The organism is Dyella japonica, assembly GCF_040545895.1.
GTDB classification, from domain to species: Bacteria; Pseudomonadota; Gammaproteobacteria; order Xanthomonadales; family Rhodanobacteraceae; genus Dyella; species Dyella japonica_D.
This window is the reverse complement of sequence record NZ_JBEPMU010000002.1, coordinates 246946-258830: the sequence shown is the minus strand read 5'-3', so window position 1 is coordinate 258830 and position 11885 is coordinate 246946. Positions and strand designations below refer to the sequence as shown.

The window sequence follows — 11885 nt, the reverse complement described above, 5'->3', positions numbered from 1 at the left end:
ACGCCGCGCAGGGCGCGGCGTTTCATCATGCTTCGGTGGTGCGGCTGATCAGGCAGTGACCTGGCTGCGCGTGCCCACCTGCGGGAAACGCGCGCGGATCGCGTGGCGAATGCTTGGCAAGTCGAGTCCCGCCATCGTCAACACTTCCTCACGGCTGCCGTGTTCGAGGTAGGCGTCCGGCAAGCCCAAATGCAGGATCGGCTTGACGATGCCATGCGCAGCCAGGCATTCGGCCACGCCGCTGCCGGCGCCACCGGCGATGGCGTTGTCCTCCAGCGTGACGAAGGCATCGTGCGTGTGCGCGAGCTCGAGGATCATCGCTTCGTCCAGCGGCTTCACGAAGCGCATGTTCACCAGCGTGGCGTCCATTTCCGCGGCAATTTCCGCGGCCGGCGCCAGCATCGCGCCGAAGCTGAGCAGCGCAAGGCCATGGCCGCGGCGACGCAGCTCGGCCTTGCCGATGGGCAGTGTTTCCAGTTCCTTCTGCAGCGGCACGCCTGGGCCGGTACCGCGCGGATAGCGGATGGCGGCGGGGCCGTGATAGGCGAAGCCGGTGCTGAGCATCATGCGGCATTCGTTTTCGTCGGCCGGTGCCATGATCACCATGTTCGGCAGGCAGCGCAGGTACGAGAGATCGAAGCTGCCCGAGTGCGTGGCGCCGTCCGGACCGACCACGCCGGCGCGGTCGATGGCGAAGGTCACGTCGAGGTTCTGGATCGATACGTCGTGAATCGCCTGGTCGAACGCGCGTTGCAGGAAGGTGGAGTAGATCGCCACCACCGGCTTGGCGCCTTCGCAGGCCATGCCGGCTGCCAGCGTCACCGCGTGCTGCTCGGCAATTGCCACGTCGAAATAGCGCTGCGGATATTCCTTGGAGAAACGCACCAGGCCCGAGCCTTCGCGCATGGCGGGCGTGATGCCCAGCAGGCGTTCATCGGCGGCCGCCTGGTCGCACAGCCAGTCGCTGAAGATGTCGGTATAGGTGGGCTTGGACGGGCCGGATTTCTTCACCAGGCCAGCCTGCGGGTCGAACGGGCCCACCGCGTGGTATTCGATCTGCGCCTGCTCGGCGGGCGCATAGCCCTTGCCCTTGGTGGTGATGACGTGCAGCAGCTGCGGGCCAGGCAGATCCTTCACCGTGCGCAGCGCGGCAAGCAGCTGCGGGATGTTGTGGCCGTCGATGGGGCCGGTGTAATGGAAGCCCAGTTCCTCGAACAGCGTGCTGGGTACGATCATGCCCTTGGCATGCTCTTCCCAGCGCTTGAAGAAGCGGCCGAAGAAGGACTGCCGCGGAATGGCCTTCTTCGCGCGTTCGCGCAGCGCGTTGAGGCGGCGGCTGGACATGGCGCGCGCAGCCATCTTGGTCAGCGCGCCGACGTTCTCGCTGATCGACATGCCGTTGTCGTTGAACACCACCAGCATGTCCGGTTCCACGTCGCCGCCGTGGTTGAGCGCTTCGAACGCCATGCCGGCAGTCATCGCGCCGTCGCCGATCACGGCGACGACCTTGCGGTGGTCGCCCTTGCGCTGCGCGGCGATGGCCATGCCCAGCGCGGCAGAGATGGACGTGGACGAGTGGCCCACGCCGAAGGTGTCGTACTCGCTTTCCTCGCGACGCGGAAACGGCGCGAGACCGTCCTTCTTCTTGATCGTGGTGATGCGATCGCGGCGGCCGGTGAGAATCTTGTGCGGATAGCACTGGTGGCCCACGTCCCACACCAGCCGATCATGCGGCGTGTCGAAGACGTGGTGCAGGGCCACGGTCAGTTCCACCACGCCCAGGCCGGCGCCGAAATGGCCGCCGGAACTGGCCACGGCTTCAATCAGGTACTGACGCAATTCGTCGGCGACGGCGGGCAGCTCGTCATCGGACACTTTGCGCAGGTCGGCCGGCGTCTGGATGGGCGCCAGGTGGGGGTAGCGGGACAGGTCGTTCATCCCCGTATTGTTGGCCCAGCGGAGAGGCGGGGCAAGGGCGGCCAGGTGAAAACTTGCGGGCTGGCCCTCCACACGGCGCTGACGCGACAGGGGCGAGGCTGCGGCGCAGTCATTCAGCCAGGGCCCTCCCATGAGTACGAGCAAGGCTTTCCAGCGGTTCGCCGGATCCGTGGCCCATTATTCCGGTCGCCCGGTGACCTTTGTCCTGGCGGTGCTGGTGGTAGCGGCCTGGGCCCTCACGGGGCCCATGTTCCACTTCGGCGATACCTGGCAACTGGTGATCAATACCGGCACCACCATCGTGACCTTCCTGATGGTGTTCCTGATCCAGAACACCCAGAACCGGGATTCGGTCGCGGTGCAGATCAAGCTGGACGAATTGATCCGCAGCTCGCAGGCGCACAACGCTCTGCTCAACCTGGAAGAACTGGACGAGGTGATCCTCGAGCGCATCCGCCGCCGCTATTGCCAGCTGGCCCAGGACGCACGCAATGAATTGCAGCGCATCGAGGACGAAGAGAACCCCTTCGGCGACGAGATCGAAACGCCCTAGGCCATGTGCTCGCGACGGTCACGCGGCAGGTGGTTGACCAGGAATTCCATCTGGTCGGCCAGGATGTTGCGGTTGGACAGGATCAGGTGCTCCACCCAGCTCGGGCGGTAGGGCACGGCCAGCAGCGGCATGTTGGCCTGCTGCGGCGTGCGATTGCTCTTGCGCAGGTTGCAGTGCAGGCATGCGCTGACCACGTTTTCCCAGGTGTCCTTGCCGTGCTTGGAGATGGGCAGCACGTGGTCGCGGGTGAGCTCGCCGCGGCTGAAGCGCTCGCCGCAATACATGCACAGGTAGCGGTCACGCGCGAACAGGGCCGTGTTGGTGAGCGCGGGCGATGGATCGATCGCGTGGTCGCGGCAATGGCCGGTGCTGGCGATGATGGGGTGCAGGTCCAGCGTGCTCTGCAGGCCGCTGAGGCGGTTGTGGCCTCCGCGGACGGTGATGCAGGGGTCGCCCAGCGTCCATGCCACGGCGTCGCGAACGTAGAGACAAACCGCCTCCTGCCAGCTGATCCAGTCAAGAATTCGGCCGGCGGCGTCCAGCGACAGCACGCGGGTCGAATGAAGGTCGACAACGCGGCCAGGTACTTCCATCAGCATGCAAAACCGTCCTTCAACCCATGGGAATGAACGTGCGGGTGCAGCAAAGATGCTCGTGACGGCCTGAGGATAGACCATATCCATGACAGAACACACGCAAATGGTTGTCGGGGCAGGGGAAGGCGTGGTTCGAGGGGTGTTCTCGCATCCGCCGGACGGCTGATATAGTGGTTGTTCATCTGTAGACCCGGGGCCGGGTTTGGGAGGGGGAGCCTGGGTGGCGACCCCGGCGCGGCTGGGCAGAGGTAGTTAACGTGGCTGAAGTTCTTTTCTACGAGCGTCCTGTTCCGCTCAACCGCACCCAACACAAGGATCTGCGCATCAAGCCGATCCCGAACCTCAAGTTCGCGGGTTCGGTGCATTCGGTACCGCTGACTGGCGTGGAATTTCCCGCAGCTGCGCGCGACCTGCCGATCCTGTTCGGTGGCCTCACTGTCGAAGACGCCGGCCCGATGGCCCTGCTGGGCCTGCGCGAGAACGAGAACCTGTTCATCGACGCCAACGGCACCTGGGAAGCGAACACCTATATCCCGGCCTTCATCCGTCGCTATCCGTTCGTGCTGGCCGAGAAGCCGGCTGGCGCCGAAGGCGACGATTTCACCGTGTTCCTCGACGAAGCCTATGAAGGCTTCAACACCGCCGAGGGCGAAGCCCTGTTCAAGGACGACGGCAGCGAGACCGACATGCTGAACAACGCCGTGCGTTTCCTTGGCGAGTTCCAGCAGCATGTGTCGCGCACGCACTGGTTCATGGAGCAGCTGCGCAAGCACAACCTGCTCGAGCCGCGGAACATCCGCCTGGAGAAGGATGGCAAGTCCATCAACCTCAATGGCCTGTTCGTGGTCAACGAAGACCGCCTGCGCGCGCTCGACGAGAAGACCACGCACGAATTCCTGCGCGAAGGCGTGTTCGGCTGGATCTACGCGCACCTGCTGTCGCTGAGCAACATCGACCGCGTGTCGCAGCGCCTCAGCCAGCGCGAGCAGGCCGAAGAAGCCTCGGCTGCCCTGAAGAACTGATGTTCCCGGCGTCACGGCACCCGACGGTGCCGTGACGCCGTTCCGTAACGCGCAAGGCGTTGCGGCTGGTTCTTTCCATGGTTCTGTCCGGAGCCATGGTGCGCCCTCACACTGTCCACGCATGCCCAGGCGATATGCTCCGCCAGGACGGCGGGTTCGCGTACGCCGATGGTGCAGCTCCCGACTCGAGGCAGGCATGTCCGAGCAGAACAAGCGCGTGGTGATGTCCTACGTCGACGCGTTCAATCGCGGCGATCTGGATGCTGTGTGCGCGATGTTTGCACCCGATGCACTGATCTATGGCGCGCTGGGGTGGGGCGGTCTGGATACGGCGCGTCCCCTGTGGGAACAGCTGATGCGCTGCTTCCAATTGAGCCTGGAAGTGGATGCCCTCGCGGCCGAAGGCGACGCGGTGGTGGTGCGCTACACCGAGCGCGGCCGTTCGGTGCAATCGTTCCGGGGCAGCCCCGTCACCGGCAAGGATTACGAAGTGCAGGCAATGGAATGGTTCGTGGTGAAGGAAGGCCACATCGAGCGACGCTGGGGCGTGCGCGATACCGCGTCCATGTTTCGCCAGATGGCGTTGCCGTTGCCGTAACCACGTCGCGCGCGACGATGCGGCTCACTTGCCGTAGGTGAGGCTCGGCCGCCAATCCGCGCCGCGCCCTTCCGGCAGGCAATCGAGCAGGTTCCACAGCGGCCAGATCGGATCGACGTGGCGTGGATCCTGTCCGGGTTCCGGCGCCACGAACATCAGCTCGCTGCACCACGTGTGATGAACCTGGCCGTCGCGCCGCAGGAACACATTGAGTGCCGGCATCTGCCGGCCTTCGGCGGTTTCGCCGTGGTAATCGGTGTTGTACGTGTTGTGCTCGGACGACAGCAGACGCAGATGCCGCCATCCACGTTCGCGCGCAAAATGACGAATGCGCGGGATCGGCGATTTGGCCACCACGGCCACGTTCACGCGTTGCTGCAGATGCGGCATCTCGCCATCGAGCGCATCAAGAATCGACGAGCATGACGGGCACGGCGCAGACATCGCCGGCCCGAACATGAAGCTGTAGATCACCAGCGTGTCCTTGCCATCGGCGAACAGATCGGACAGGCGCGTCTTGCGTTCGATGTCGGTATCGATCGGCGTGTCGCCTTCATCATCGAAGTAGTAGTCCACCGGCACCGGTCCGCCCAGCGGCAACGCACGTCTCAAGGCGGCGGTGGCTTCGGTCTGTCGTCGCAGTTCCATTTCCGCGCGCAGCAGTCGATCGCGCGCAATGCGGTAGGCATGGCTTTCGCCGGGAAATCGAACAGCGTGCAGGGGATCGTTCATGGCTGACTCCGGTCATGGGCCGGCCGCACGGCGGCTTAGCGCACAGGTTTGGCCAGGCGCAGCAGGTCGACGGCATAGCCTGCGCTTTCGTAGACAGCGCGAGCCCGTTCGTTGCCGGGAAACACGGCCAGCGTCACCAACTGGCAGCGATGTTCACGCGCCCAGCTTTCGGCATGCTCGAGCAACACGCGGCCCACACCGCGACCTTCGTGCTGCGCGGCCACGGCAACATCCGAGATGTGGCAGTTGCTGCGGCCAGTGAAGTAGTCCTGCGTCTTCTGCAGGTGGATGAAGCCGACCGGCTCGCCGTCGTCGTCCTCGGCCACGAACAGGAAACTGTTCGCCGGCTGTTCGTCGAGATGGCGGCTGAGGTCCTTGCGGATGCCTTCGATGCATTCATGGCGTCGCCGCCATGGCGGCAAGGTGAAATCCACGAAGCGGGGCACTAGGCCAAGGATGAAATCGTCGTCGTCCTCGGCGAGACGGATCAGGTACGTGGCGTCGCTCATGCGGGAACAACCGGCAGCGAGAGAGGTGCGTCGTTTCTACACCCAGCCGAGTGGGGACGGTAGTCCCGAAAGCGTGAAGACGTGCATTTTCGTGGGAGACACGAAGGCGAGTGGGGAATGGACGGCTATCCGCCAGCGCGCGTGTCCCATAAAAAAGGCCCCTCCATGACGGAGGGGCCTTCGATGCATCACATCAGGCGATGGCGGGAATGGTGTCCACGCCCGCCTCGATGGCGGCCTTGTGCGTGAGGCTGCGCGGCAATAGGCGGGCGAAGTAGAACGCCGCGGTGTCGCGCTTGGCCTGCTTGAACGCTTCCTGCTGGCTGCTGTTGGCCAACGCCGCCACGCCGCGTGCCGACATGTAGGCCAGCGCGATGTAGCCGGAGTAGTAGAGGTAATCCGTCGCGGCGGCGCCCAGTTCCTCCGGGTTGGCCTGCACGCGCTGGGCGAGGGTCGCCGTGAGTTCGGCCCATTCCTTGGTGACCTTGGCGAGCGGACCGATCAGGCCGGCGAGTGCGGCGTCCTTCGCGTGCTGCTGGCAGAACGCCTGGATCTCCTGCAGGAACAGCTTGAAGCCGGCGCCCTGCAACTGGAGGATCTTGCGGCCCAGCAGGTCGGCCGCCTGGATGCCGGTGGTGCCTTCGTACAGCGTGATGATGCGGGCATCGCGCACGAACTGCTCCACGCCGTTTTCGGCGATGTAGCCGTGGCCGCCGTACACCTGCAGGGCTTCCTTGGTGCATTCCTGCGCCAGCTCGGTCACCACGCCCTTGGCGATCGGAATCAGGAAGGCGACCAGGTCGCTGGCCTGCTTGCGGGTGGCTTCGTCGGCGCCGCGCGCTTCCACGTCGGTCTGCAGCGCGGTGTAGAACAGCAGCGCGCGCGAAGCTTCCACGAAGGCGCGCTGGGTGAGCAGCATGCGGCGCACGTCCGGCTGCACCATCAGGTTGTCGGCCGGCTTTTCGGGGAACTTCGGACCGGACAACGAACGACCCTGCAGGCGTTCACGCGCGTAGTTGAGGCTGTTCTGCAGCGCACGCTCGGACAGCGCCAGGCCCTGCACGCCCACGCCCAAGCGCGCGGCATTCATCATGGTGAACATGGCGGCCAGGCCCTTGTGCGGCGCGCCGATGAGGTAGCCCTCGGCGGCGTCGAAGTTCATCACGCAGGTGGCCGAGCCGCGCAGGCCCATCTTGTGCTCGATCGCGCCAGCGGCCACCGCGTTGCGTTCGCCCAGCGAGCCGTCGGCGTTCACCTTGAACTTCGGCACGATGAACATCGAGATGCCGCGGCTGCCGGCCGGCGCGTCGGGCAGGCGGGCCAGCACGAGGTGGACGATGTTCTCGGCCAGGTCGTGCTCGCCGGCGCTGATGAAGATCTTGGTGCCGGTGATCTTGTAGCTGCCGTTCTCGCCGGGCTCGGCGCGCGTCTTGAGCAGGCCGAGGTCGGAACCGGCCTGCGGCTCGGTGAGGCACATGGTGCCGGTCCAGCGGCCTTCGACGATGGGCTTGAGGTAGGTGTTCTGCTGCGCTTCCGTGCCATGGATTTCCATCGCGTGGCAGGCGCCTTCGGACAGCAGCGGATACAGGCTCCACGCCAGGTTGCCCGCCTGGAAGATCTCGGTGGTGGCCGTGCCCATCACGTTCGGCAGCGCCTGGCCGCCGAAGTGTTCGGCCTGGGTCAGGCCGGTCCAGCCGCCTTCGGCAAACGCCTTGAAGGCTTCCTTGAAGCCCTTGGGCGTGGTCACCGTGTGGGTGGCCTTGTCGAAGTGGCAGCCTTCCTCGTCGCCGCTGGCGTTCACCGGCGCCAGCACCGCTTCGCTCAGGCGACCGGCTTCCTCGAGCACGGCGTCCAGCAGATCGCGCGTGTGGCCGTCGCCACCCTGCAGCTTGGTGAGCACGGCTTCGGCGCCGAGCACGTCGAAGAGGGTGTAGCGCTGGTCGTCGAGGGGGGCCTTGTAGATCGTCATGGCGAAGTTCCTTCGTGGGTCATGCAAGCGCCGAGATCAGCGCCAGGTGTTGGGAATCCCCGGCACCGGCGACAGCCAGTCGTTGCCGTGGAAATTGAAATCGCGGCTTTCCTTTTCCTGCTCGGGCTTGGCGTTGGCCGTGCCCGTGACGTTGTACGGCACGCTGCCGGCGCTGCCTTTGACGGCGGCCGCCTTGAGCGCGGCGGTCATCTCGGGCGTGGGCAACAGGTCGATCTGGGTCACGTCGGCGGCGAAGGCAGGAATGTCCAGGTCGAAGCGGGCATGCAGGCGCACCGGCACGAATTCGGCCACCTGCAGCTGGCCGTCGAGCGAGTGGAAATCCATCGAGCCATAGCTGTTGTTCTGGATACGCACCGTGAGGCGCCACTGGCCATCGGGCCGGGTCGCCATCTCCTGGATGCTCACCGTGGGCGGAAACACACTCTTCTTCGCCGGCCCGCAGGCCACCAGACCCGCCACCAGCACGATGAGCGCCACACAGCCGAGCAGTCGTTTCATGGAATCACCTCAAACGATTGTTTGAATCTTAGCAGGAGGACCTCGGCGTCTGTCCATGGCCGCCTGCTCGCCTTTTTGATCTCAGCGTGGATGCGATCACGCTGGCGTGACAGATTCGCGGCGCGGCGGGAGGTTCCCATTGCGCAGCGCAGCAGGCATCATCGCGAATTCATCCCCCACATCGCGCTGCCCATGACCCGACGTATCGTTGCTCGCCGCTCTCCCATCCATGGCAATGGCGTATTTGCCGTGGCCCCGATCAAGAAGGGCGAGGAAATCATCGAATACAAGGGCACGCTGATGACCCACGCCGAGGCCGACGTGCTGTACGGCGATGGCGGCGAAACCGGGCATACGTTCCTGTTCACGCTCAACGACGACTACCTGATCGACGCCAACCGCAAGGGCAACACGGCGCGCTGGATCAACCACAGCTGCGACCCGAACTGCCAGGCGGTCATCGAGGAAAATGCCGATGGCAACCCGCGCAAGGATCGCGTGCTGATCGAAGCCATCCGCAACATCAAGCCCGGCGAAGAACTGACGTACGACTACGGCATCACGCTCGACGTCCCGCACACCGCGCGTCTGAAGAAGCTGTGGGTCTGCCTGTGCGGCTCCAAGCACTGCACGGGCACGCTGCTCAAGGGCAAGCGCTGATCCCTCTCGTGTTGCTACCGTCGTGCCGTTGCACTTCCTCCGCCGCGAGGAGAGCCGGCACGACGGAAACAGGCTTCAATCGTCCTTCGGGTATTCGATAGCCACGATCTCCACGGCGAGATCGCCCGCCGGCCGCTGCCACGTCACTTCGTCGCCCATGCGAGAGCCAAGCAGCGCCGCGGCCAGCGGCGAGACGTAACTCACCAGTCCGTGTTCCACGTCGGCCTCGTCCTCGCCGACGATGCGGTAGCGCGCCTCGCCTTCCTCGCTGTCCACCGTCACCAGCGCACCGAACGCCACGCGATCGCGGGGCTGCTGCGCCGGTTCGATCTCGATGGCGCTGCCGACGCGCGTGTTGAGCCAGCGCAGTTCACGCTCCACGTCGGCCAGCTCGCGTTGCTGCGGCAAGGTATCGGCGGCGGCGCGCAGAGCGTCGCGTCGGTCGCGCAGGGCAACCAGCCGCGCACGCAGCTGCGCCAGTCCGCGCGGCGTCACGTAGTTGGGGTGTTCGCTCAGCGGGATATCCGGCAGCCGCTCGCCGACGGACTCGTCCGCATCCTTCACGAAGGAGCGGCTCATCGCATGCCTCCAGCGCCGGGTTTCGGCGCGTGTCCATTATTCACATGCGGCGTGATGGCGGCGCCTCAAGCGTGAGGGAGGCGCACGGGCGCGACGCCGGTCGCGCCCGTTCAGGCGACAAACCTGCTATTCGTCGTCCACGTGCGGCTTCCACGCCTCGGCCAGTTGTTTCTGTACCGGTGGGGGCACGGGTTCGTAGTGACTCAGATCGAGGCTGTAGCGGCCGCGGCCGCCGGTCATCGCCTTCAGTTCGGTGGGATAGTCGGTGAGCTCGGCCAGCGGTGCCTGTGCCTTGATCACCAGTTCGCCGCCGCGCAGCGAGTCGGTGCCCATGATGCGCGCGCGCTTGCCGGCGAGGCCGCCGGTGACGTCGCCCACGTTGGCCTCCGGAATGGCCACTTCCACATCCACGATGGGTTCCAGCACGATCGGCCGCGCCTTGCCCACGGCATCGAGGAAGGCTTTTTTGCCGGCGCTGATGAAGGCCACTTCCTTCGAATCGACCGGATGGTATTTGCCGTCGTACACGGTGACGCGCACGTCCTGGATCGGATAGCCCGCGATGGCGCCGGTTTCCAGCGCCTGCCGCACGCCTTTTTCGATCGCAGGCAGGAACTGGCCGGGAATCACGCCGCCCTTGATCGCATCGACGAACTCGAAGCCCGCGCCGCGATCGAGTGGCTCGACGCGAAGAAACACCTCGCCGAACTGGCCGGCGCCACCGGTCTGCTTCTTGTGGCGATGGTGGCCTTCGGCGCGGCCGGCGATGGTTTCGCGATAGGCAATGCGCGGCGGGTGCGTGGTCACTTCCACGCTGTAACGATCCTTCATGCGCTCCAGCATGATCTTCAGGTGCAGGTCCGACAGCCCGCGCACCACGGTCTCGTTGAGTTCCTTGTGATGCTCCACGCGGAAGCAGGGGTCTTCTTCCGCCAGACGTCCGATGGCCTGCGAGAGTTTCTGTTCCTGTCCCTTGTGCTTGGGTTCCAGCGCCAGGCCGAACATGGGCTGCGGAAAACGCATGGGTGCGAGATGGATGCGGTCCTCCTCGTGCGAATCGTGCAGTACAGCGTCGAAATGGATTTCCTCCACCTTCGCCACCGCCACGATGTCGCCGGGAATGGCCTGCTCGATTTCCTCGTGCGTCTTGCCGCGCAAGCGGAACAGATGGCCCACCTTGAACGGCTTCTTGTTGTCGTCGATGAACAACTGCGTGTCGCGCTTCACCGTGCCTTGCCACACGCGGAACACGCCGAGCTTGCCGACGAAGGGATCGTTGACGATCTTGAACACGTCGGCAATCACGTGTTGCTTGGGATCGGCATTGACGGTGATTTCCTCGTCATCGCCATTGAGGAACGGCGGCGCGTTGCCTTCGGCCGGATTGGGCAGCAGGCGCTCGGCCAGTTCCAGGAATTCCTTGATGCCAGCGCCGGTGCGCGCGCTCACGAAGCAGATGGGGATGAGGTGGCCTTCGCGCAGGCATTGCTCGAAGGCGTCGTGCAGTTCCTGCGGCGAAAGATCGCCTTCGCCCGAGTCGAGGTAATGGCCCATCACGGTTTCGTTGATCTCCACCACCTGATCGAGGATGCGCTGGTGCGCGTCGGCCAGCGACGAGAAATCGGTGGCGCCTTCGCTGTGGAAAAAGCAGTCGAGTACTTTCGTGCCGCCCTCGGCGGGGAGGTTCACCGGCAGGCATTGCGTGCCGAATTCATCGCGTAACGCATCGACCAGAGGCCCCAGCCGCGCCACATCGCAATCGATCTTGTTGATCACCAGTACGCGCGCGAGCCTGCGCTCGGCGGCGCGCTCCATGATGCGTCGCGTGCCGTATTCGATGCCGTTGGTGGCGCTGACCACGATGCCGACGGTTTCCACCGCGGCGAAGGCGGAGAGCGTGGGGCCGCGGAAATCGGCGTAGCCCGCCGTGTCGATGAGGTTGATGTGGCACTGGCCGAACGGGATGCTCGCGATGGCCGTGTCGATCGAATGTCCGCGCGCCTTTTCCTGTTCGTCGGTGTCCGACTGGGTGGTGCCGCGTTCCACCGAACCTTGGTTCTGGATCACGCCGCCGGCGTGCAGCAGGGCTTCGAACAGCGTGGTCTTGCCGGCGCCGGCGTGACCGGCGAGTGCGATGTTGCGGATGTTTTCCGTGTTGTACGACACGATGCGACCCTCCCATGGCTGGGCGCGGGTTCGTGCCGACGTGA

General features: G+C 65.1%; 12 protein-coding genes. 4 read left to right on the top strand and 8 right to left on the bottom strand.

Annotated features, from left to right (window positions below):
* Nucleotides 1-48 precede the first annotated feature (48 nt).
* Entirely contained in the window at nucleotides 49-1938 is a 1890-nt protein-coding gene (gene dxs, locus ABIC75_RS07845; RefSeq protein WP_354013291.1) for a 1-deoxy-D-xylulose-5-phosphate synthase, read from the bottom strand.
* A gap of 130 nt (nucleotides 1939-2068) precedes the next feature.
* Between dxs and ABIC75_RS07840 the strand changes: the two genes are divergently transcribed.
* Entirely contained in the window at nucleotides 2069-2491 is a 423-nt protein-coding gene (locus ABIC75_RS07840) for a low affinity iron permease family protein (RefSeq protein ID WP_354013290.1), read from the top strand.
* Here the strand turns inward: ABIC75_RS07840 and ABIC75_RS07835 are convergent.
* Nucleotides 2488-3090: an HNH endonuclease gene (locus tag ABIC75_RS07835; protein WP_354013289.1), complete on the bottom strand. Its 603-nt coding sequence runs from the start codon at nucleotides 3088-3090 to the stop codon at nucleotides 2488-2490. The genes ABIC75_RS07840 and ABIC75_RS07835 overlap by 4 nt on opposite strands.
* A 254-nt stretch (nucleotides 3091-3344) precedes the next feature.
* Between ABIC75_RS07835 and ABIC75_RS07830 the strand changes: the two genes are divergently transcribed.
* The gene (locus tag ABIC75_RS07830; RefSeq protein WP_354013288.1) at nucleotides 3345-4109 is read left to right on the top strand and encodes a SapC family protein; all 765 of its coding nucleotides are present in this window, start codon (nucleotides 3345-3347) and stop codon (nucleotides 4107-4109) included.
* A 196-nt stretch (nucleotides 4110-4305) separates the two neighbouring features.
* Nucleotides 4306-4707, top strand: coding sequence for an ester cyclase (locus tag ABIC75_RS07825; RefSeq protein WP_354013287.1), 402 nt, complete (start codon nucleotides 4306-4308; stop codon nucleotides 4705-4707).
* Between the two features lie 24 nt (nucleotides 4708-4731).
* Here ABIC75_RS07825 and ABIC75_RS07820 read toward each other — a convergent pair whose 3' ends face one another.
* From ABIC75_RS07820 to ABIC75_RS07805, 4 genes are all read right to left on the bottom strand, one after another.
* A complete protein-coding gene (locus ABIC75_RS07820) occupies nucleotides 4732-5439 on the bottom strand; it encodes a DUF899 family protein (protein WP_354013286.1) in 708 nt (235 codons plus the stop codon).
* Nucleotides 5440-5474: 35 nt separating this feature from the next.
* A complete protein-coding gene (locus ABIC75_RS07815; RefSeq protein WP_354013285.1) occupies nucleotides 5475-5948 on the bottom strand; it encodes a GNAT family N-acetyltransferase in 474 nt (157 codons plus the stop codon).
* 193 nt (nucleotides 5949-6141) lie between these two features.
* Entirely contained in the window at nucleotides 6142-7917 is a 1776-nt protein-coding gene (locus tag ABIC75_RS07810) for an acyl-CoA dehydrogenase C-terminal domain-containing protein (protein WP_354013284.1), read from the bottom strand.
* A 36-nt stretch (nucleotides 7918-7953) separates the two neighbouring features.
* Nucleotides 7954-8436 carry an LptM family lipoprotein gene (locus tag ABIC75_RS07805; protein ID WP_354013283.1) on the bottom strand — a complete coding sequence of 161 codons (483 nt, stop codon included), beginning with the start codon at nucleotides 8434-8436 and terminating at the stop codon, nucleotides 7954-7956.
* Between the two features lie 192 nt (nucleotides 8437-8628).
* On the opposite strand from ABIC75_RS07805, the gene ABIC75_RS07800 reads away from it, so the two are divergent.
* On the top strand, nucleotides 8629-9096 hold the full coding sequence (locus ABIC75_RS07800) for an SET domain-containing protein (protein WP_354013282.1): 468 nt from the start codon (nucleotides 8629-8631) through the stop codon (nucleotides 9094-9096).
* Between the two features lie 75 nt (nucleotides 9097-9171).
* Here the strand turns inward: ABIC75_RS07800 and ABIC75_RS07795 are convergent, their stop codons facing one another.
* Both ABIC75_RS07795 and fusA read right to left on the bottom strand, forming a co-directional pair.
* On the bottom strand, nucleotides 9172-9675 hold the full coding sequence (locus ABIC75_RS07795; protein WP_354013281.1) for a GreA/GreB family elongation factor: 504 nt from the start codon (nucleotides 9673-9675) through the stop codon (nucleotides 9172-9174).
* Nucleotides 9676-9801: 126 nt separating this feature from the next.
* Nucleotides 9802-11841 carry an elongation factor G gene (gene fusA / locus ABIC75_RS07790; protein WP_354013280.1) on the bottom strand — a complete coding sequence of 680 codons (2040 nt, stop codon included), beginning with the start codon at nucleotides 11839-11841 and terminating at the stop codon, nucleotides 9802-9804.
* Between the last annotated feature and the right edge of the window lie 44 nt (nucleotides 11842-11885).